The sequence below is a fragment of the Thauera sp. DNT-1 genome, assembly GCF_055393985.1.
In genome coordinates, this window is the sequence record NZ_AP043752.1 from 435,863 (window position 1) to 456,081 (window position 20,219).

17 protein-coding genes are annotated in these 20,219 nt (G+C 61.3%); 6 read left to right on the plus strand and 11 right to left on the minus strand.

The features are described 5' to 3' along the window. The first annotated feature begins 16 nt into the window (after nucleotides 1-16). Genes ACZ5PP_RS01985 through ACZ5PP_RS02010 form a run of 6 tightly spaced genes read left to right on the plus strand, consistent with a single transcriptional unit; the run spans nucleotide 17 to nucleotide 10,790 of the window. A complete protein-coding gene (locus ACZ5PP_RS01985; protein WP_331705478.1) occupies nucleotides 17-2,989 on the plus strand; it encodes a type I restriction endonuclease subunit R in 2,973 nt (990 codons plus the stop codon). After that, nucleotides 2,986-5,625, plus strand: coding sequence for a TrlF family AAA-like ATPase (locus ACZ5PP_RS01990; protein WP_464826654.1), 2,640 nt, complete (start codon nucleotides 2,986-2,988; stop codon nucleotides 5,623-5,625). Before ACZ5PP_RS01985 ends, ACZ5PP_RS01990 begins: the two co-directional genes overlap by 4 nt. Continuing rightward, nucleotides 5,607-6,770 carry an RNA-binding domain-containing protein gene (locus ACZ5PP_RS01995; protein ID WP_464826655.1) on the plus strand — a complete coding sequence of 388 codons (1,164 nt, stop codon included), beginning with the start codon at nucleotides 5,607-5,609 and terminating at the stop codon, nucleotides 6,768-6,770. Before ACZ5PP_RS01990 ends, ACZ5PP_RS01995 begins: the two co-directional genes overlap by 19 nt. Next, the gene (locus ACZ5PP_RS02000) at nucleotides 6,767-8,032 is read left to right on the plus strand and encodes a restriction endonuclease subunit S (RefSeq protein WP_464826656.1); all 1,266 of its coding nucleotides are present in this window, start codon (nucleotides 6,767-6,769) and stop codon (nucleotides 8,030-8,032) included. Before ACZ5PP_RS01995 ends, ACZ5PP_RS02000 begins: the two co-directional genes overlap by 4 nt. Beyond that, on the plus strand, nucleotides 8,029-9,144 hold the full coding sequence (locus tag ACZ5PP_RS02005) for an AAA family ATPase (RefSeq protein WP_464826657.1): 1,116 nt from the start codon (nucleotides 8,029-8,031) through the stop codon (nucleotides 9,142-9,144). Before ACZ5PP_RS02000 ends, ACZ5PP_RS02005 begins: the two co-directional genes overlap by 4 nt. After that, nucleotides 9,141-10,790 (plus strand): type I restriction-modification system subunit M, encoded by a 1,650-nt coding sequence (locus tag ACZ5PP_RS02010; protein ID WP_464826658.1) that lies wholly within the window; start codon nucleotides 9,141-9,143, stop codon nucleotides 10,788-10,790. Before ACZ5PP_RS02005 ends, ACZ5PP_RS02010 begins: the two co-directional genes overlap by 4 nt. A gap of 43 nt (nucleotides 10,791-10,833) precedes the next feature. Here the strand turns inward: ACZ5PP_RS02010 and ACZ5PP_RS02015 are convergent, their stop codons facing one another. The 11 genes from ACZ5PP_RS02015 to ACZ5PP_RS02065 all read right to left on the minus strand — a co-directional run bounded on the left by ACZ5PP_RS02015 (nucleotide 10,834) and on the right by ACZ5PP_RS02065 (nucleotide 20,204). Further along, nucleotides 10,834-11,583, minus strand: coding sequence for a TIGR03747 family integrating conjugative element membrane protein (locus ACZ5PP_RS02015; RefSeq protein WP_464826659.1), 750 nt, complete (start codon nucleotides 11,581-11,583; stop codon nucleotides 10,834-10,836). Continuing rightward, complete coding sequence (gene traD / locus ACZ5PP_RS02020; RefSeq protein WP_029133603.1) at nucleotides 11,580-13,736, minus strand: type IV conjugative transfer system coupling protein TraD; 2,157 nt, start codon at nucleotides 13,734-13,736, stop codon at nucleotides 11,580-11,582. The genes ACZ5PP_RS02015 and traD overlap by 4 nt, the downstream gene beginning before the upstream one ends. An 8-nt stretch (nucleotides 13,737-13,744) precedes the next feature. Continuing rightward, entirely contained in the window at nucleotides 13,745-14,278 is a 534-nt protein-coding gene (locus ACZ5PP_RS02025) for an integrating conjugative element protein (RefSeq protein ID WP_464826660.1), read from the minus strand. Then, nucleotides 14,275-14,895 carry a lysozyme family protein gene (locus tag ACZ5PP_RS02030; RefSeq protein WP_464826661.1) on the minus strand — a complete coding sequence of 207 codons (621 nt, stop codon included), beginning with the start codon at nucleotides 14,893-14,895 and terminating at the stop codon, nucleotides 14,275-14,277. The genes ACZ5PP_RS02025 and ACZ5PP_RS02030 overlap by 4 nt, the downstream gene beginning before the upstream one ends. Beyond that, nucleotides 14,880-15,599, minus strand: coding sequence for a TIGR03759 family integrating conjugative element protein (locus ACZ5PP_RS02035; protein ID WP_464826662.1), 720 nt, complete (start codon nucleotides 15,597-15,599; stop codon nucleotides 14,880-14,882). Before ACZ5PP_RS02035 ends, ACZ5PP_RS02030 begins: the two co-directional genes overlap by 16 nt. 9 nt (nucleotides 15,600-15,608) lie before the next feature. After that, nucleotides 15,609-16,256 carry a hypothetical protein gene (locus tag ACZ5PP_RS02040; protein WP_464826663.1) on the minus strand — a complete coding sequence of 216 codons (648 nt, stop codon included), beginning with the start codon at nucleotides 16,254-16,256 and terminating at the stop codon, nucleotides 15,609-15,611. Then, a complete protein-coding gene (gene pilL2 / locus ACZ5PP_RS02045; RefSeq protein ID WP_464826664.1) occupies nucleotides 16,253-16,816 on the minus strand; it encodes a PFGI-1 class ICE element type IV pilus protein PilL2 in 564 nt (187 codons plus the stop codon). Before pilL2 ends, ACZ5PP_RS02040 begins: the two co-directional genes overlap by 4 nt. 141 nt (nucleotides 16,817-16,957) lie before the next feature. Further along, nucleotides 16,958-18,001: a DMT family transporter gene (locus tag ACZ5PP_RS02050; RefSeq protein ID WP_464826665.1), complete on the minus strand. Its 1,044-nt coding sequence runs from the start codon at nucleotides 17,999-18,001 to the stop codon at nucleotides 16,958-16,960. A gap of 211 nt (nucleotides 18,002-18,212) precedes the next feature. Beyond that, entirely contained in the window at nucleotides 18,213-18,869 is a 657-nt protein-coding gene (locus ACZ5PP_RS02055; protein WP_464826666.1) for a DsbA family protein, read from the minus strand. Beyond that, nucleotides 18,866-19,291, minus strand: coding sequence for a disulfide bond formation protein B (locus ACZ5PP_RS02060; RefSeq protein ID WP_464826667.1), 426 nt, complete (start codon nucleotides 19,289-19,291; stop codon nucleotides 18,866-18,868). The genes ACZ5PP_RS02055 and ACZ5PP_RS02060 overlap by 4 nt, the downstream gene beginning before the upstream one ends. A gap of 526 nt (nucleotides 19,292-19,817) precedes the next feature. Then, nucleotides 19,818-20,204 (minus strand): hypothetical protein, encoded by a 387-nt coding sequence (locus ACZ5PP_RS02065; RefSeq protein WP_464826668.1) that lies wholly within the window; start codon nucleotides 20,202-20,204, stop codon nucleotides 19,818-19,820. Nucleotides 20,205-20,219 lie beyond the last annotated feature (15 nt).

Consider the following 20,219-nt stretch of genomic DNA (forward strand, 5'->3'; position numbering starts at 1 on the left):
GGAAGGGGGCAGGTTCATGACGACAACAGAAAACCAAATCGAACGAGATCTGATTGCCACACTGGAAGATCTCAAATACACGTATCGCCCCGATATCCGCGACCGTGCCGCGCTGGAGGCGAACTTCCGCGAAAAGTTCGAGACCCTCAACCGCGTTCGCCTGACCGACAGCGAATTCCAGCGCCTGCTCGACAGCGTGATCACGCCTGATGTGTACAACGCCGCCCAGACGCTGCGCAACATCAACAGCTTCGAGCGCGACGATGGTACGCCGCTGAACTACACCTTGGTGAACATCCGGGACTGGTGCAAGAACGACTTTGAGGTCGTCAACCAGTTGCGCATGAACACTGACAACAGCCATCACCGCTACGACGTGATGCTGCTCATCAACGGCGTACCGGTGGTGCAAATCGAGCTGAAGACCTTGGCGGTCAGCCCGCGCCGGGCCATGCAGCAGATCGTTGATTACAAGACTGACCCCGGCAATGGGTATAGCAAGACACTGCTGTGCTTCCTGCAGCTCTTCATCGTCAGCAACCGCACTGACACTTGGTATTTCGCCAACAACAACGCACGGCACTTCAGCTTCAACGCAGATGAGCGCTTCTTGCCGGTTTACCAGTTTGCCAGCGAAGACAACAAGAAAATCACGCTGCTCGATAGTTTTGCCGAGAAGTTCCTAGCAAAGTGCACTCTAGGGCAAATGATCAGCCGCTACATGGTGCTGGTGGCCAGCGAGCAGAAGCTGCTGATGATGCGGCCATACCAAATCTATGCCGTCAAAGCCATCGTGGAGTGCATCCACCAGAATTGCGGCAACGGCTACATCTGGCACACCACCGGCTCAGGCAAGACGCTGACTTCGTTCAAGGCGTCCACCCTGCTCAAAGACAATCCGGACATCGACAAGTGTCTGTTTGTGGTGGATCGCAAAGACCTGGATCGCCAGACTCGCGAGGAATTCAACCGCTTTCAGGAAGGCTGCGTCGAAGAGAACACCAACACCGAGACACTGGTGCGCCGCCTACTGTCGGATGACTACGCCGATAAAGTCATCGTCACCACCATTCAGAAGCTGGGCCTGGCTCTGGATGGGGCCAACAAGCGCAACTACAAGGAGCGGCTGGAGCCATTACGCAACCAGCGCATGGTGTTTATCTTTGATGAATGCCACCGCTCACAATTTGGCGACAACCACAAAGCCATCAAGGAGTTCTTCCCCAACGCCCAGCTTTTTGGCTTTACCGGCACACCCATCTTCGAGAAGAACGCCAGCTACCAGCAGATCGAAGGTCAGCAGGCCAGTTACCGCACGACCGACGACCTCTTCCAGCGTTGCCTGCATCAATACACCATCACCCACGCCATCGAGGATCGCAACGTCCTGCGCTTTCACGTGGATTACTTCAAGCCCGAAGGCAAGAATCCTCCCAAGCCTGGTGAATGTGTGGCCAAGCCCAAGGTCATTGAAACCATTCTCGCCAAGCACGATGCAGCGACCAATGGCCGCAAGTTCAACGCGGTGTTGGCAACAGCCAGCATCAACGATGCCATCGAGTATTTCGAACTGTTCGCGGAGATTCAAAAACAAAAGACCGAGCAAGACCCTGAGTTCCGTCCGCTGAACATTGCCTGCGTATTCTCTCCACCTGCCGAGGGAAATAAGGACGTACAACAGATTCAGGAAGACCTGCCGCAAGAGAAAGAAGATAACCAGCAAGACCCCGAAGGCAAGAAGGCGGCGCTCACGCGCATCGTGACCGATTACAACACGCGCTTTGGCACCAACCATCGCATCAGCGAGTTCGACCTGTACTACCAGGATGTGCAAAAGCGCATAAAGGATCAGCAGTACCCCAACAGCGATCTCCCCGCCGCGCAAAAGATCGACATCACCATCGTGGTGGACATGCTGCTCACCGGTTTCGACTCCAAGTACCTCAATACCCTATACGTGGATAAGAACCTCAAGCATCACGGTTTGATCCAGGCGTTTTCGCGCACCAATCGCGTGCTGAACGACAGCAAGCCCTATGGCAACATCCTCGACTTCCGTCAGCAGCAAAGGCCGGTCGAAGAGGCGATTGCACTGTTCTCTGGCGAGAAGATCGACAACCCGCGTGAAATCTGGCTGGTAGACCCTGCGCCCAAGGTCATCGATAACCTGCAAACCGCCACACAGAAGCTGGCTGACTTCATGCAGTCGCAAGGCGTGGGCAATGCGCCGGAAGACGTGGCCAACCTGAAAGGCGATGCCGCACGGGCGCAGTTCGTCAATCTGTTCAAGGAAGTACAGCGCCTCAAGACCCAGCTCGATCAATATACCGATCTCTCGGATGAGCAGAAGGCGCAGATCACCCAGATTGCGCCACCCGATCAGATGCAGGGCTTCAAAGGTGTGTACCTCGAAACGGCCAAGCGCTTGAAGGAACAGCAGGATCGCGACCAGACCCCGCCAGAAGTGCAGCAGCTTGATTTCGAATTCGTACTCTTCGCCTCAAGCGTGATCGACTACGACTACATCATGGGCCTCATCGCCAAGCTGACCCAGCAGAAGCCCGGCAAGCTCACCATGAACCGTGAGCAGCTCATCGGCCTGATTCAGTCCGATGCCAAGTTCATCGACGAGCGCGAGGACATCGCCGAGTACATCCGTGGCCTGCCAGTCAATGAAGCCCTGGACGAAAAGCAGATCCGCAGCGGATTCGACCGCTTCAAGGCAGAGAAAAAAACACGGGAACTCACCGATATCGCAAACCGCCATGCACTGGACGTATCGGCGCTACAAGCCTTTGTCGATGAAATTCTGCGCCGCCGCATTTTTGATGGCGAGCGCCTTTCGGAGTTGATGGCCCCGCTAAACCTTGGCTGGAAAGCGCGCACGCAGAAAGAGTTGGCCCTGATGGAAGAGCTGGCACCACTGCTGCACAAGCTCGCCCAGGGTCGAGAGATTGCTGGTTTGGCTGCCTATGAGGAGGGGCGATGATGGGAACCGTCTTTGCACAGGGGGCGCAGTGGGTTCGTGCGGACTTCCATCTGCACACCCGCGCAGATCGTGAGTTCAAGTACACAGGCGATGACAACTTCTACAACAGCAATTATGTGAACGCGCTGGAGAAAGCAGGAATCCAGCTGGGCGTCATCACCAATCACAACAAGTTCGATTTCGAGGAGTTCAAAGCGCTGCGCAAGACAGCGCAGAAGAAGGATATTGCGCTGTTGCCCGGTGTCGAGTTGTCAGTCGATGATGGAAACAATGGTATTCATACCCTTGTTGTTTTTTCCGATGAATGGCTCGTTGATGGGCATGATCACATTAATCCATTCTTAACAATTGCGTTTCAAGGCCAAGTTCCGGCGCAATATGAGCAGGAAAATGGCCGTTCATCACTGTCGCTTAAAGCGACAATTGAGAAACTCGAAAGTTACAACCGTGACTTTTTCCTCGTCTTTGCACACGTAGAAGAGCGCAGTGGTCTTTGGGTGGAAATGCATGGTGGTCGCTTCGCCGAGTTGGGCCGAAACGAATTCTTCCGTCGTCGCACGCTTGGCTTCCAGAAGGTACGTACCCATGATGGTGCCGGCAAAGATAGGCCATGTCGCACCAAGGTGAAGAACTGGCTCGAAGATTGGTATCCAGCCGAGCTGGAAGGCAGCGATCCCAAGCGGATAGATGAAATCGGGCGGGGCAAAGCCTGTTACCTCAAATTGGGTGAACTGTCCTTTGAGGCGGTCAAGTTTGCTCTGAGCGATCCTGCTTCGCGGGTCGTCACGGAGCCGCCCAAGCATCTCGCATCGCACATCCGCAGCATTCACTTTGATGGGGGCATCCTTGACGGGAAAACGCTGCATTTCTCGCCTGAACTGAACACGTTGATCGGCATCCGGGGCAGCGGCAAGTCTTCCATTCTGGAAGCAGTGCGCTACGCTCTCGATATTCCTCGCGGGGAGAAAGCGCAGGACACCAAGTACAAGGATGAACTGATCCGCCACACTCTGGGCAGCGGCGGTAAGGTGACGCTGACGGCCTGTGACGTATACGGACAGGAATTCACCATCTCCCGCATTTTTCGCGAAGCGCCGAACGTCTATCTGGACGGCAAATTGCAGCCCGGTGTATCGATCCGGGAAACCGTGCTGCGCCGTCCGATCTACTTCGGGCAGAAAGACCTTTCCAGCACCGGCGAAGGTTTCGAGACCGATCTAGTGGAAAAGCTGGTGGGCGAAAAGCTCCGCACACTGCGAGACGAAATCGAAACCCAACGCCAGCATGTGCGTGATGCTGCGCAGCGCTGGCTCAAGCTCAGCAATACTGCCGAACTCAGGCGTGATTACGAGTCCCAGCTCACCGATGCCAACTTCCGACTGAAGAAATTTGAAGAGTACGGGGTTGCCGATAAGCTGCAAAAGCGCCTTGGCTTTCAGCAGGATGCCAGTGCACTGGCACGCATGAAGGAGCGGGCAAACAGCTTCGTGCTCGCCTTGGGGCAATTGATCGCCGAGCACGAAGACGATCTGCGTAATGCCACGAGCTACGTCTCCAAGCAGAACCCCGACTTCTTCACTGCTTATCACGCCGAATTTGCCAATCTCGTTGCCAAAGTCGATCAGCTCAAGCAAATCGAGCAGGAGGCCCGCGCTGTTACCTCCCGGCTTCAATTCAAACAAGGCGAGTTCGATGCCGCGCGCCAGAGTCTTCAGGAAGAGTTTGCCCAGGTCGAACGTCAGCTGGCTCAGGAACTCAAGCAGACCGGCATGACGGCCATCCAGCCGGATGACTTCCTGACCCAACAGCAGCGTAAAACCAAGGCGGAGCAAATGCTGGAGGCGCTCGCCAAGCAGGAAAGCCAGCAAAGCAGTATCCGCGACGCACTGTTTGCCGAGATCGACAAGCTCAACGGCCTGTGGCTGCGCGAGTTCAACGCCATCAAGGCCGAACTGGATCGGGTGAACGCTGGCCATACCGCCCTGCAGATCGAAGCCGACTTCAAAGGCGACAAGGAAGCCGCCATCAGTTTCATGCAGCAGCTCTTCAAGGGCAGCAACATCCGCGAAACCACCCTGCGCGCCGTGATGGAGGATTACGCCGATTTCGGCGGGCTGCTGCGTGATTTGCCAAACGCCTTGAAAAAAGCGGGCAGCACGCCGGAGGTTTTCGAAAAGACTTTCATGCAAAACCTGATGGAGTTCGTGGTCTATCAGGTGCCTAACCGTTTCGTCATTCGCTATCGCGGCAAGGAACTCAAGCACCACTCGCTCGGGCAGCGTGCTTCCGCGTTGCTGCTATATGTGCTCAGCCAGCGCCAGAACGACGTGATCATCATTGACCAGCCGGAAGACGATCTGGACAACCAGACCATCTACGACGACGTGATCAAGCTGCTGCGCGAGATGAAGCCTCACGCCCAATTCATCTTCGCCACCCACAACGCCAACTTTCCGGTGCTGGGTGATGCGGAGCAAGTGCATGCCTGCCGCTATCAGGATGAGCAAGTCGCCGTACAAAGCGGCAGCATCGACGCTCGTCCCGTGCAGGACGCCATCATCAACATCATGGAAGGAGGCCAGGAAGCCTTCAACCGACGCAAAGAGGTTTACAACCTATGGAAACCACAGAACTGATCGACTGCTTGAGCCGTGGCGAAGACAGTCGCCATCAGTTCAAAGAGAACTTCACCAATGCCGACGCGCTGGCGGCGGAGATCGTGGCCTTCGCCAACACCGCTGGCGGGCAGATTTTCATTGGCGTGCAAAACGACGGCACGGTGCTGGGCTTGTCTCACGCGGACATTGACCGCCTGAACCAGCTCATCTCCAACAGTGCCTCACAAAACGTGCGGCCTGCGGTGAACCCGCTCACCGAAAATGTGCCGCACCCCAACGGCACCGTGATGGTGGTCACCGTTGTGGAAGGCGTCAGCAAACCCTACATGGACAAGAACGGAGCCATCTGGGTGAAGAACGGCTCGGACAAGCGCCGCGCCACCTCGCGTGAGGAAATCCAGCGCCTGTTCCAACAGGCGGGTCTGGTACATGCGGATGAAACGCCCGTGGCGGGCTTGAGCGCGGGCGATGTGGACCTGCCCTATTTCGCAACCTTTTTCGAACAGCAATTTGGCGAGCCGCTCGCCCAGCACAAGCAACCGCTGCCGCAGCTCTTGACCAACATGAACCTGATGAACCACGGGCAGCTCAATGTGGCGGGCAGTCTGCTGTTTGCCAAAGCGCCGCAGTACGCACTGCCTGCCTTCATCGTCAAGGCGGTGGCTTTTGTCGGCAATGAGATCGAAGACCAGCGCTACATCGACAGCCGCGACATCACCGGTAAGCTGGCCGATGTATTCCAGCAGACGCTCGGCTTCATCGTCGCTAACACCCGTGCCACTCAGGGTGAACAGGGCTTCAACTCCCAAGGCCAATCGGAGATTCCGCGCATCGTCTGGGAAGAGCTGGTCGCCAACGCGCTCATCCACCGCGACTACTTCATCAGCGCGCCGGTGCGCGTGTTGGTGTTTGCCGATCGGGTCGAGATCATCAGCCCTGGTCATCTGCCCAACAACCTGACCATCGAAAACATCAAGGCGGGCAACTCCAATATGCGCAACCCGATTCTGGCGTCCTTTGCCGCCAAGCTGCTGCCGTATCGCGGACTGGGCAGCGGTCTGCTGCGCGCTTTAAGGGCATGGCCGCAGATTGAACTGATCGACGACCGGGCAGGGAACCTGTTCAAGGCCATCGTGGCACGGCCACAGGAGCAAGCGGCATGAGTGAGAATAAAAAACAACCGTTGGTGCCACGGCTGCGGTTCCCCGAGTTTTTCGATGACCAGTCCTGGAGCTTTCAGTCACTCGGGAGACTTGCAAGACGCTCAACCAAAAAAAATACCGACGGCGATATCACCCGTGTTTTGACCAATTCTGCTGAATATGGCGTGATTGACCAGCGCGACTTCTTCGACAAGGATATTGCCAACCAAGGAAACCTTGAGGGCTACTACATCGTTGAGGAGGGAGATTATGTTTATAACCCCCGTATCTCCTCTACAGCCCCCGTTGGACCTATCTCGAAGAACAGAATAGGTCTCGGCGTGATGTCGCCGTTGTATACGGTATTCAGGTTCAATAACACGCAGAACGATATATACGCCCACTACTTCAAATCGACGCATTGGCATCAGTATATGCGTCAAGCATCGAGCACGGGTGCTCGCCATGACCGTATGAGCATCACAAATGATGATTTCATGGGGTTGCCACTTCCTGTTTCCAAGCCAGAAGAACAACAAAAAATCGCCGACTGCCTGTCTTCGCTGGATGATCTGATCGCGGCGGAAACCCAAAAGCTGGACACCCTCAAGACCCACAAAAAGGGTCTGATGCAGCAGCTTTTCCCCCGCGAAGGCGAAACCGTGCCACGGCTGCGGTTTCCGGAGTTTCGGGGAGCGGGTGGGTGGGAGGTGAAGGCTCTTGACCAGTTAGGTGAACTTGTCTCCGGATTGACGTACAGCCCCGATGATGTGCGCGATGAAGGTCTTTTGGTCTTGCGGTCATCGAATGTTCAGGATGGTCGAATCGTCTTGGATGACAATGTTTATGTAAGGTCAGATATAAAAGGCGCCAGCCCATCTCTGCCAAACGATATTTTGATCTGCGTCCGTAATGGCTCAAAATCACTGATCGGAAAAAACGCGCTCATCCCCGAAGACATGCCACCATGCACTCATGGCGCATTCATGACTGTATTTAGATCAGGTGCGGCAAAGTTCATCATTCAGCTTTTCCAAACGGAAGCATATGAGAGGCAGGTGGCCGCTGATTTGGGTGCAACTATTAACTCGATAAACGGCAATCAACTAAAGAAATACAAATTTCGCGTTCCAGAGGCGAAAGAGCAGCAAGTTATCGCTGATTGCCTATCCTCATTCGACGATCTGATCACCGCCCAAACCCAGAAAATCGATGCCCTCAAGACCCACAAAAAGGGCCTGATGCAGCAGTTATTCCCGACGCTGGATGAGGTGGGCGCATGAAGCCCGCCCAATCCTTCGCTGACCTGTCCGCGCTGGCCGCTCATCTGCGTAGCGAGCTGGAAAACAAGAAAGCCGTCCTGCTCTATGCCTACAACGGCACCGGCAAGACGCGACTGTCCATGGCCTTCAAGGACATGGGCAAGCAGGACGATGCCCGCGATACCCTGTACTTCAACGCATTCACTGAAGACCTGTTCCACTGGAACAACGATCTGGCAGGCGATGCGGACCGGCGCTTGCTGCTCAATAAGGAGTCACGCTTTTTCCAGGGCCTGTTCGATCTGGAGATGGACAACCGCATCCGCCCATTACTGCGGCGTTACGCGGATTTCGACTTCCGTATCGACACCGAGGGCCCAGAGTGGGCGGTACGCTTTTCGCGTCTGGTGGATGGCCAGAACGTTGACAACATCAAGGTGTCACGCGGCGAGGAAAACATCTTCATCTGGTGTTTTTTTCTGGCTGTGGTCGAACTGGCGATGGACGCCGATATCGAGGCGTACCAATGGGTGAAGTACCTGTATATCGACGATCCGATCTCGTCGCTAGATGAACACAACGCCATTGCCGTCGCCAATCACCTGACGCAGTTGCTCAAGCGGCAGGACAACCGGCTCAAAACGGTAATTTCCACGCACCACACCTTGTTCTTCAATGTGCTCTGCAATGAGCTGGGCAAGGCGCGCCGCTATGTGATCAACAAGCACCCGGCTAACGGCGGCTATCTGCTGCGGCCCGAAGAGGGCGATACGCCCTTCTTCCACCACGTTGCGGCCTTGGCGGAACTCTATCAGGCTGCACAGGAAGATCGCTTGTTCACGCACCATTTCAACATGCTGCGCACGATTCTGGAGAAGACGGCGAGTTTTCACGGCCACAAAAACTTTTCTGCCTGCATCAGGCAAGACGATGATGACCCGGACGGCATTTTGCACGCGCGTCTGATCAACATCCTCAGTCACGGCAACTACTCGCTGTATGAGCCGCAGCAGATGCTCGATGAGAACAAGGCTTACTTCAAGAAGATTCTGAACGACTTCCTGAATCGCTACCCCTTCAATCCCGATTTGTTCCCTCTGCACCCTGAGGCTGCAACAGCAGGTACACCATGACCGAATCCGAAAAGCAAAAACTGGGCAAGACCCTCTGGGCCATTGCCGACCAGCTGCGTGGCGCGATGAATGCGGACGACTTCCGCGACTATATGCTGGCTTTTCTCTTCCTGCGCTATCTGTCGGACAACTACGAGGCCGCCGCGCAGAAGGAGCTGGGATCGGACTATCCAGACCTTCCTTCCGATGTGTTGAGGCAGACCGGCGTGAATACGCCGCTTCAAGCGTGGTACGAGGAAAATCTGGACGACGTACCCGAATTCGAGAAGCAGATGCGCCGCAAGGTGCATTACGTGATCGAACCCCAATACCTGTGGGGCAACATCGCCGAGATGGCGCGCACGCAGGATGCCGAGCTGCTGCATACCTTGCAGAAGGGCTTCAAGTACATTGAGGAAGAGTCCTTCGCCAGCACCTTCCGGGGCCTGTTCTCGGAGATCAATCTGGCGTCGGACAAGCTGGGCAAGACCTACAGCGAGCGCAATGCCCGCCTGTGCAAGATCATCGCCGAGATCGCCAAGGGGCTGGGGCAGTTCTCTACCGATAGCGACACGCTGGGTGATGCCTACGAGTACCTGATCGGCCAGTTTGCGGCAGGCTCGGGCAAAAAGGCCGGCGAGTTCTACACGCCGCAGCGTATTTCAGACATCTTGTCGACCATCGTCACGCTGGACAGCCAGGAGCCAGCCACCGGCAAGCGCTCGCATCTGGATAGCGTTTTCGACTTTGCCTGCGGCTCGGGCTCCTTGCTGCTCAACGTGCGCCGCCTGATGGGGCCGCACGGCATTGGTAAGATTTACGGCCAGGAAAAGAACATCACCACCTACAACCTAGCTCGCATGAACATGCTGCTGCACGGGGTGAAGGACTCGGAGTTCGAGATTTTCCACGGCGACACCCTGCTCAACGAGTGGGACATTCTGCGGGAAACCAACCCGGCCAAGATGCCGAAGTTCGACGCCGTGGTGGCTAATCCGCCCTTCAGCTATCGCTGGGAACCGACCGATGCGCTCGGCGAGGACGTGCGCTTCAAGAACCACGGCCTGGCTCCAAAGTCGGCGGCCGACTTTGCCTTCTTGTTGCACGGCTTCCATTTCCTGAAGCAGGACGGCGTGATGGCCATCATCCTGCCGCACGGCGTGCTGTTCCGTGGCGGCGCGGAAGCGCGCATCCGCACCAAGCTGCTCAAGGACGGTCACATCGACACCGTGATCGGCTTGCCGTCCAACCTGTTCTTCTCCACCGGCATACCGGTGTGCATCTTGGTGCTGAAGAAGTGCAAGAAGCCGGACGACGTGCTGTTCATCAACGCAGCCGAGCATTATGAAAAGGGCAAGCGGCAGAACCAGCTCTTGCCCGAGCACATCGACAAGATCATCGACACGTACCAGTTCCGCAAGGAAGAGCATCGCTACGCGCGCCGTGTAAGCATGGAGGAGATCGAGAAGAACGATTTCAACCTCAACATTTCGCGCTACGTGAGTACGGCAGAAGCCGAGGAGGAGATCGACGTCGCGGCGGTGCATTCAGAACTGATTTTGTTGGATCAAAAAATCAAGACGGCCACCGAGCGGCACAACGAATTCCTCAAGGAGTTAGGGCTGCCCTTGCTACCTTATGGCACGTCGATGTCATTGCCGAAATAGTGTGCAAACCGTATTCGCGCCGTGGAGCCACTTACCGGTTGCACTACAGGTACTTCTTGAACGTTGCCGCCGCAATGCACACCGCCACGCCGAGCAATGCGGCGCTGGGCAGCAGGATCAGCAGCGGGTTCACGCTGACCGGCAGTGCCAGGTAAGTCACCCACGGCAGCACGGCCAGCGGGATCAGGCTGGCCCTGGCGCGGTGATAGATGAACCCCGATTCGCGTCCCGCGCCGAAGCGGCGGATGTCCCGGCGCACCAGGCCGTCCACCAGCCCGACGAAGGCAGCCATCAGGAACAGCGGCAGGGTCAGGCACAGCACCAGCAGCCGCACGAGGAAGACCAGCGTCGTGTAGGCCGCCGCGATCAGGTAGCTCTCCACGTTCACGTAGACCAAGCCGATGTAGTAGCGGAAATCCGTGGTCGGGCGATGGCTGCCGGCGCTGGCCTGCGCCGAGGCGTCGCGTATCCAGTCCAACAGACCGCTCTTCACGAACAGCCAGTCGTAACCCTGCTCGACCAGCCGGTGCGCGGTGCGCCCCGGCTCCTGCACCAGCGCGCTGCGCGTGAAGTTCTCCGAGAGCTGATCCAGCTCGTGGTGCAGCATGCCCTGCGCGTGGCGCCAACCCTGATCGGGCCAGAAGAAGTGCATGCCGACGCATTCGATCAGGATGCACAGCAGCAGCGCGCCGCACAGCACGCCGAAGAAGCGGAACGGCAGCGTGACCAGGCCGGCGATCAGGCCCTGCTGTCGTTGCTGCTGGCGCTGGGCCGCGACGGCCGGATCGCTCATGCTTCGGCCTCTTCAGCGGCGGCCATCTGCTTGAAGTCGTCCAGCAGGTCGTCGGGCAGCGCCTTGTCCTGCAGGCCGGGGATGCCTTGGGTCTCCCACCAGTCTCCTGCCTCGACGTAGTGCTGCCGCATGTAGCCGGCCAGCTCCTGCAGATCCTTCGGCATGGCTTCGTCGGGGTCGGGTGCCGGCAGCGGCATGCGGACTTTCCAGAGGTTGCCGCCCTCGATCAGCGCGAAGCATTGCCCCTTGGGTAGCGCCACCACATGCGCCGGCTCGATCAACGGCACGCTGTTGCTGCTGATGCGGTCCTGGGTGTTGGACGTGAACGCCGTGTTGCCCTGCGGATCGGAGCTGTCGGTGGCGCCGCTCATCAGTGCCGTGGCGTACACCTCGACCTTGGGAAGTTGTCGCGTCAGCAGTTCGGCGGTGGCGGTCTCGCGCACGCGCAGCATGAACAGGTTGTTGAAGTTGCCGACCACCTGGCCGGCCTTGGCACGGTTGCCGATGCGGGCCTCGATGTCGCTCAAGGTCTGCGTGTAGGCCGTCACCTGCACGCCGGCACCGCCGCCCTTGTTGACCATCGGAATGAACTCGTCGCCCATGAGTTCATTGAATTCGTCGGCGTGGACGTTGATCGGAATCTTGGCGCCCACCGCGGCGCCGGGTAGCCCGTCGTCGATGCCGAACTTGTAGATGTGGCCGGCGACCGAGACCAGATCGCTGAACATCGAGTTGCCCACCGCCGCCGCGACTTCGGCGTCGGACAGCGCATCCAGCCCCACGTAGACCACCGCGCGTTTGCGGATGACCTGCATCCAGTCGAAGATCGGCCGCGGGTCGGACAGGTCGGAATAGTTCGGTGCGAGCAGTTGCGCGATCTTGCCGGTGGTGAGCTTCTCCAGCAGCGGCAGCAGCGAAGCGACGATCTTGTCGAAGTACGTCCGGTCGTAGCGCACGGCGCTGCGCAGGCCGTCGAGCACCGGGTCATAGATGCGCACCTGCGACAGGTACTGTTCGAGGGCTACCACGCGCTTCTCGCGCCCGATCATGTTGCGCGGGATGTTCTTGTCGTTCAGCTTCGCTTCGAGCTGGACGATGACCTCCCAGGCCTTCGGCTCGTTTTTGGCGAAGTAGTGCTGGGCGTACTCGATGAACAGCGCGTCGATGTTGATGACGTGGCGCTGGATCAGCAGGTAGTCCGGCCGCTGCCCCAGCTCGACCAGGGCGCGCGCGATGATGTTGACGAAGCGCCAGGCGAATTCGCGGAACGCGGCGCTGTTGCCTTCGCCCGAGAGCTGTCCGGCGATGCGCGTGGCCACCTCGGAGATCCGCCCGAACCGGCCCACCGCGTTGTAGCGCGCCGAGATGTCCGGCCAGCCCAGATGGAAGACGTAGAACTCGCCTTCGCGCCCGGCGCGCTTGGCCTCGACGTACATGCGCTTCAACAGGTCCGCATCGCCCTTGGGGTCGAAGACGATCACCACCTCGTGCTCGCCGCGGACCTTGCGGCGGATGTCCTGGGTGATGAACAGCTCGGCCAGCCGCGTCTTGCCCACGCGCGTGGTGCCCAGCACCAGGGTGTGGCCGACACGCTCGCCCAGCGGCAGAGTGACGTCGACCTCGTGCGGCTCGATGCCATGCAGGCGCGGCAGTCCGCCGACCGGCGGCAGCGGCCGCGCCGGGTTGAGCGGGCTGTCCCAGGCCAGCGCGCGCGCCAGCGTCGAGACGGGAAACGGCGCGAACTCAAGCCGCTCCTCCAGCCGCCGGGCGGCCCGGTAGATCGCCGTCGGCTCGACGTAACGGCGGAACTCCGGCCGGTAGGTCTGCATCAGCCGGTGCGTGTGCCGCTGCTCCCAGCGAAAGCCCCGGCCGACGAACAGCCGTTGCTGACTCACCGGCACGTCGCGGCTGGTCATCACGTAACGCGGCAGGCGGCGGATGTTGCGGCGATAGCGCAGGATCGCCCAGGCATCGCGCAGGCGAATCGCGCCGAAGGTCAGGAAAGCCAGCGCCGAGCCCAGGCCGAGCAGCGGGTTCAGCGCGAGCGACCACGGTGCCACCAGGCACAGAATCGCGGCGCCGGTGCAGACCGCCACGGTGTAAAGCTCCACCGCTGGCCGCAGCAGAACCTCGACCGCGTGCGGTTGGGCCATTTGCGCACCTACTGCTCGACGCCGGTGGACGTGATGAGCACCGGGTAGTGGCGCAGGCCCAGGCGCTGGGCCAGGTCGTCGCCGGAGGCCGGCGAGAGGGTCAGACCGGGAGCCAGCCTGCGCAGCGCCGTCAGCGCGGCCATCGACTCCACGTTGACCACCAGGCCCACGGCCTGCAGCTCGCGCAGCGCGGCCTGCCGCTGCCGCAGCCAGGCGCGCGAACGCTCGTCGTCGCCGATCAGGAACAGCGCCGTCAGGCCCGGCGCCCGGATGACGCGGCGCTGCACCTCGCCCGGCGACAGTTGCGCCGAGCGCACCGGCAGCATGGCGGCTTCGGCGTCGGCCGTGTTGCCCGCGCGAGGGGCTGGCATTGGGGCCGGCGGCGCGGCCTGATCCGGCTGGGGATTCAGCGACCGGTAGTACGGCAGCGCGGAGTCGCCGCCACGGTCTTCGACGACGATCAACGGCGCGGAGGCGATCTGGGCGAAGACGGTGGTCGTGGACAGCAGCCCGATGGCGGCGATGAGGACGATGTGGTTCATGGCGTGGTGGCCTGGAGGGTTGGAACGGGAACGTCGGGGTCGAGCACGCGGGTCAGGTGCCGATGCACACTGCGCCGGTAGCGCGCCGCGGGTGCCCCGCCGGCGGGCCGGTGGTAGCGGCCGATGGCAAGCAGCCAGTCCTCACCCGGCGTGTGCTGTTCGCGCAGGATTTCCGCAGCGATGGCGAGGTTGCGGTACGGGTCCAGCAGCTCGCAGGGCTGCGTGTAGCGATGCGTGTGGTAGCCGAGATTGACCTGGCCGAGGCCGGCGTCGATGCGATTGGCCGGCGTGTGGGCGAGCGCACGGTGCAGCCCGGCGCAGGCGTCGGCGCGGGTGGCGTAGCGCTGTGGCGCGCCGGCGACGTTGAGCGTCCACGGCCAGGGGATCAGGCGCCCGCGCAGCCGGGTGCCGCTCTCCTGCAAGGCCACTGCGTACAGCACGGCCGCCGGCACTTCTGCGCGATGCGCCGCCAGTTGATAGGCCGGCGGTGGCACCTCACGCGCCAAGGCACCCAACGACCAGCCCCCGGTCGCGAGCAGCAACACGGCGCTGACGAAGCGGAGAGCGACGCCGGATAGCCGGAGCTCCCGGCCGAAGAGCCCTATTGCCGCAGCCATTCGCCGTTCGCCTCACGCACCACGGCCGGCAGATCACCGGGCAGGCCGAGCGACAGCCAGCGCCCCGCGTCATGGTTGAGCGTGATCGTGCGGGCGCGCACCCTGGCCGGATCGATGCCCGCCTGGGTGGCCCACTGCCGGATACGCGCATCGTCCTGACGGCTGCCGACCATGTAGAGATCGAAGGCCGTGCCGGCTGCCTGCAACTGCTGTACGCGCTGCGCGCACGGTGCGCAGTCGGCCTTGACGAAGACCGCCAGGCGCCCGGAGCCGGTGTTCCCGGCCCCCTGCTCCTTTGCTCCGGGCAAGCCCACGCGCGGTTGGCCGGGAAACAGGCGCTGCCACGCCTCGTCGTAGGCCCGCTGGTAGGCCAGCGTCTTGCCGACGCGCCGGGCCTCGGCCTGCACCTGCAGCTCCGCGTAGCGCCTGCGTTCCTCCTCGCTGCGGGCCTCGATGCCCAGCGCCGTGAGCGGATCGAGCTGTGGCGAATAGACGCCGAGCGGCCCCTGCATCAGTTGCCGGTAACGCGTCCATTCCTCCGAGCGAAGCCCCCACTCCCTCGCCTGCCTCTCGTCGAGCGCGGTATCAGCGCCCGGCTGCACGAGGGTGGGCGCCATGCGGGAGTTCGTCACCGGGGCCGGCTGGGCGGATGCGCCGAAAGTGACGGGCAGGACGACGGCGACGAGCAACGACCGCAGGATCATGGCCAGCAGCTACGGCACCGCAACGCGCTGCGTCTGGCCGCTCACCTGGAACACGCCGGCCTGCGCCTCGATGGACTGCAGTTGCCAGCCGCCCTCGACATCGCCCTCGCGCAGCAGCCGGGCGCCCGCGAGCGAGGCCGCGGCGGTGGAGGTGATCGATAGAAGGCGCTCGCCTCCCCGCAGTTCCACGCCGAGCACCCGGAACGGCGGCTCCGGCACCTTGGGCCTCATCACAACCGGAGCGCGCGGACGAGCGGCGGGTGCCACCTGCCGGATCTTTTCCAGGCGGGCTTCGATTCGATTCACGCGCCCCTGCAGCGTCTGCAGGTCGACGGCCAGGGCCCTCGCCTCCTCCGCTTTTTCGAGGCGCGTCATCCGTTCGTCCAGTGCCTGCCGCGCGGTGGCGAATTCGGTATGGCTGATCGGCACCGGCCGGCGCTTGTCCGCCTCGGCCTGTTGTTCGAGATCGGCGACGCGCAGTCCCAGCGCATTGGCCTGCGCATCCTGTGCGCTGCCCTGGATCTGCTCGGCGAGCCGCGACAGGCCGATGCTGTTGATGAGTGCCGCGGCACTGATGAGCAGCAGCCAGAAGGCGGCGGCGGTCCTGAACCAGCGCGTGCGTGGGGTGCGCTCGTATGGCGCTTCGGGAAAGGTCATGGCTGCAGCTCCTCGGGCCGGTCGGCGTCCGGCACGAGCGTGGCAATGCCGGGCGGGTTGGCGGAAAGGAGGGAGGGAGCACCGTGTCGGCTGAAGCAGACCTGGCGGCTCAAGTCATCGACGGACAGCTCCCAGGCGGGGCCGGCAAGGGTCATCAAGGCATCGCGTAGTGTCATCGGGCCCAGGTGCAGGTGTGCGGCGGGCAGCGGCAGCGCGTAGAGCGTGGCGACCTCGGCCGCATCGCAGAGCCGGTAGCCGGAGCGCAGGAGCACATGGCGCATGGCATCGCCCACGCTGGCATCGAGCATGGGCGGAATGGAGGCCTCCACCGCCTGCTGCAAGAGATCACGCTGCGCGGGTTCCGGCACCAGCTCGACCAGCGTGTAACGGCCGTAGCGCGCCACCGGAACGAAGCCCGGCGCCGGCGCCGAGGCGATGGGCGTGGGTGCTGCAGCCGGCGCGGGCAAGGCGGTGGTCGTGGCGCAGCCGGCGGCCAAGACTAAGCTCGCTATCGCACCGTAGATGGCAAGATGGCTACGGAAACGAGCGGACAGGCGCATGGTTCGGCTCCCCGGAACGTGGAGCCGTCACCATCGCCGCCATGACGAGCACTGGCAGCAAACAAAGGGCACTGGACGCCAACCGATTAGTGGTGGTGGGTGAAGGAAGCGCTGCGCTGGACCATGGGTGCTTGCCGCCACTCAATGTGAATGTCGGTGGTGGATGTCCGGGAAGTGCGGGTGTTTGTGGGCCAGCACGTCGTGCCGATGCCAGTGCTCATGCTGCTCGTCGCTCGTCCACGGGATCACGTGCTCGTGCTGGTGGTGCGCGTCATGAATATGGCGGTGACGGTGCTCCATCGGCTCGTGCACATGCTCGTGCTCGTGGCGCTCGGTGAGATGCAGCCAAACGCCCCAACCCATCAGGGCCGCAGCGATCCAGAACGCCATCGAGGCCGACTCGCCGAGCACCGCAAGGGAAACGACCGCGCCGATGAAGGGGGCGGTCGAGAAGTAGGCACCCGTGCGGGCCGCGCCCAGGCCGCGCAGCGCCAGTACGAAGAGCACCAGGCTGATCCCGTAGCCGAGCAGGCCGACGGCCATGGTCCCAACCAGGATCGTGCCACCCGGCAGGCTCGCGCCGAGCATAAAGGCCAGCCCGACGTTGACGGTCCCCGCCACCGCGCCCTTCGCGCCCGCGATGAACAGCGGATCCGAGGCCGACACCTGCCGCGTCAGGTTGTTGTCGATCGCCCAGCACAGGCAGCCAGCGACGATCGCAAGCGGCCCAAGCCAGTCGCTCGTCCCCGCATGACCGCCCGACCAGGAGAGCACCGCCCCGCCCGCCACGATGGCGAGCATGCCGAGCACGATGCGTCGGTCTGCGTTCTCCTTGAAGACGACCCAGGCGATCAAGGCAGTCAGCACCGCCTCGAGGTTGAGCAGCAATGAAGCCGTCGAGCCGCTGGTACGTGTCAGGCCGAACATCAATGCGAGGGGCCCAAGCACCCCGCCGAAGAAGATTGCGCCAAGCAGCCAGAGCCATTCGCCCCTGACGAGACCCGAAGGTCGCCATGCCCGGTCGCGGATCAGCCGCACCATCGCCAGCCCAACGCCACTCCCGACGTACAGCAGCCCCGCCAGCAACCAGGGCGACATCTCGCCAACGAGCAGTTTGGCAAACGGGGTGCTCGCACCGAACAAGGCGGCCGCGAGCAGCGCGTGCAGGACGTAGATGTTGTTCATGACCCCGCCTGAGCGGTGGCGACGCCTCCGCGAGATGCGATCTCAAACCAGAGCATGGCTCTGTCCGTCCAGAACTGGCCGCCGCGTGCGGCGGACTGAAGCGCAGTACGGGCGGGGCTAGCGCCACCTCGCCAGACCAGGCAGCCCCTCAAGAACAGGTCACGCTGAACGCGGTCGCTCCCGTCGCCCCCTCCACCGTGCCAGCAGCCGGTTACGGGCGTGATGTGCCAACCTCCTCCGCCACCAGGCGTGCCAGTTGTTCGGGACCAAAGCTCGGCAGACTGCGTCCATTGACGAAGAAGGTGGGTGTCTTGCTCACCTGCAGCGCAGTCAGGTCCTCGACGTCCTGCGCGAGCACCGCCTGGATCTCGGGCGTCTCCATGTCCTGGCGAGCACGACCCATATCCAGGCCGGCGCGCGCGGCTGCTTCGAAGGCGAGATCGAGATTGGGCGCCGCATGGTCGGCCCACTCCGGCTGCGCGGCCAGCAGCGCTTCGAGCACCGGGGAGTAGAGCCCCTGCTTGCGCGCAGCCTCCATCAGTTTCACCACCTGATCCGAGCCGTGGTGGAACGGGGCATAGCGCAGCGCAAGCCGAACCTTGCCCGGATGCTGGGCCATGATCTGCTTGACGATCGGATAGAAGGCGCGGCAGGTCTCGCACGCCGGGTCGAAGAACTCGACGATGGTGACCGGCGCGTTCTGCGGCCCGATGATCGGGGCGTGCATCCGCACGAGGCGGTTTCGTTCCACATCGACGCGAGCATCCTGACCGGCCTGTGTGCGGTCGCGATAGGCGTCCATGCCGAAGTAGAACGCCAGGCCGAGGACCAGGAGCACGGCGAGGGCTAGCAGTTTTCTTTTGTTCATGCACGGGTCCTTTGGAGATAGATCGTCAGAGCGGCGGCGATGGCAAGGAACGCCGCCAGCGACAGCCAGGGAATCTGGATGTCGCCGAGGATGACCAGCGCCTGCTGGCTGCACGACGGGCCGGTGCCGCAGGGCACCCACCACTGCGGCACCCAGCCGGCGATCAGCGCGCTGTGATAGGCCGCGAGGGCGAGGCCAGCGAGCGCGAACGGCATCGCATACACGGCGCCGCGCCGATCGTCGGCGAACACGGCCATGCCGAGGATGAGGGCGAGCGGAAACATGGCAATGCGTTGGTACCAGCACAGTACGCAGGGCATCATGCCCATCACTTCGCCGATGAAGAGCGCGCCCAAGGTGGATATCAGGGCCACGGCCCAGGCGGCCATCAGCCACCACCATTGTGTTCGTTTTTCGTGCATCGAGTCGGTCTTCAGCGCCTGCAGTCTAGATGGCGGGAAGCGCGACGGTCCGGGATGAACTGCCAGTCAGAATCGGACCGTCGGGCGAATTCGTGGGAAGCCGTGAATCAGGAACTGCGTGCTGGAATCGGTGCAGTGCAATCCTTGATGTTGACGTAGACCTTGTCTCCCACCCGCAGCTTCGATTCGGTAGGTAGCTTCGCGGTCCGCGCGTACGGATGGCCATTTCGTAGGAATGCGATCGTTACGTAGCTGACGTCATTTTCCTTCTCGGATACTTGGTCTCGGCAGTCATAGAACGCGGGTCGCTGCAGGTCCTTTGCGGGACCGATTTCGACGACCGTTCCCTCGCGCCAACCGTCGCTCTGTGCGTATTTGCCCTCGTGCACGATCGATGTCGCACACCCCGTCAAAACACCCATTGCCATAAGGACCAAGCCTACTGCTATCGATCTTTTCATTTGATCTGCTTCGTTCAATTGAGAAGGCCACCTGCTGCGTAATTGCCACAGGCGGTCGTATCGCGTCATTTCAAGTTGAAGCGCGCGGTGGTCGAGGGTTTGCCCGAAAGGGCGACAACCGCAATCAGCTTGGTTCCCGCGCCAACACGGAAACTGCCCCTGGCTTCGAGCCGATCCCCCGCTGGTTTGAGCTCAACCTCCTGCTTTTCTGCACCGGAGAGTAGCGTGAGCTTTGCGCTGCCATTGGTCACATCGACCGGGTTGCCGTGATCGCGAACATGCAACTGGATCACCTCTGGCTTGGCGACGAGCTCGAGGTCGAGATCCTTGACCTCGACTACTACCCCTCCATGCAACGATTCATGTGCATGCGTATCGTCATGTTTTTCCGCTGCAAAGGTGGGGCCCACTGCCACAAGGGCAGCAATGGCGACAAATGGTACGAACTTCATGGTTTCTCCTTTCAG

Bases quoted from the DNA above. Each gene is read 5' to 3' on its own strand.
- ACZ5PP_RS01985 (WP_331705478.1), top strand. From the start codon at position 17: ATGACGACAACAGAAAACCAAATCGAACGAGATCTGATTGCCACACTG.
- ACZ5PP_RS01990 (WP_464826654.1), top strand. From the start codon at position 2,986: ATGATGGGAACCGTCTTTGCACAGGGGGCGCAGTGGGTTCGTGCGGAC.
- ACZ5PP_RS01995 (WP_464826655.1), top strand. From the start codon at position 5,607: ATGGAAACCACAGAACTGATCGACTGCTTGAGCCGTGGCGAAGACAGT.
- ACZ5PP_RS02000 (WP_464826656.1), top strand. From the start codon at position 6,767: ATGAGTGAGAATAAAAAACAACCGTTGGTGCCACGGCTGCGGTTCCCC.
- ACZ5PP_RS02005 (WP_464826657.1), top strand. From the start codon at position 8,029: ATGAAGCCCGCCCAATCCTTCGCTGACCTGTCCGCGCTGGCCGCTCAT.
- ACZ5PP_RS02010 (WP_464826658.1), top strand. From the start codon at position 9,141: ATGACCGAATCCGAAAAGCAAAAACTGGGCAAGACCCTCTGGGCCATT.
- ACZ5PP_RS02015 (WP_464826659.1), bottom strand. From the start codon at position 11,583: ATGAGCGATCCGGCCGTCGCGGCCCAGCGCCAGCAGCAACGACAGCAG.
- traD (WP_029133603.1), bottom strand. From the start codon at position 13,736: ATGGCCCAACCGCACGCGGTCGAGGTTCTGCTGCGGCCAGCGGTGGAG.
- ACZ5PP_RS02025 (WP_464826660.1), bottom strand. From the start codon at position 14,278: ATGAACCACATCGTCCTCATCGCCGCCATCGGGCTGCTGTCCACGACC.
- ACZ5PP_RS02030 (WP_464826661.1), bottom strand. From the start codon at position 14,895: ATGGCTGCGGCAATAGGGCTCTTCGGCCGGGAGCTCCGGCTATCCGGC.
- ACZ5PP_RS02035 (WP_464826662.1), bottom strand. From the start codon at position 15,599: ATGATCCTGCGGTCGTTGCTCGTCGCCGTCGTCCTGCCCGTCACTTTC.
- ACZ5PP_RS02040 (WP_464826663.1), bottom strand. From the start codon at position 16,256: ATGACCTTTCCCGAAGCGCCATACGAGCGCACCCCACGCACGCGCTGG.
- pilL2 (WP_464826664.1), bottom strand. From the start codon at position 16,816: ATGCGCCTGTCCGCTCGTTTCCGTAGCCATCTTGCCATCTACGGTGCG.
- ACZ5PP_RS02050 (WP_464826665.1), bottom strand. From the start codon at position 18,001: ATGAACAACATCTACGTCCTGCACGCGCTGCTCGCGGCCGCCTTGTTC.
- ACZ5PP_RS02055 (WP_464826666.1), bottom strand. From the start codon at position 18,869: ATGAACAAAAGAAAACTGCTAGCCCTCGCCGTGCTCCTGGTCCTCGGC.
- ACZ5PP_RS02060 (WP_464826667.1), bottom strand. From the start codon at position 19,291: ATGCACGAAAAACGAACACAATGGTGGTGGCTGATGGCCGCCTGGGCC.
- ACZ5PP_RS02065 (WP_464826668.1), bottom strand. From the start codon at position 20,204: ATGAAGTTCGTACCATTTGTCGCCATTGCTGCCCTTGTGGCAGTGGGC.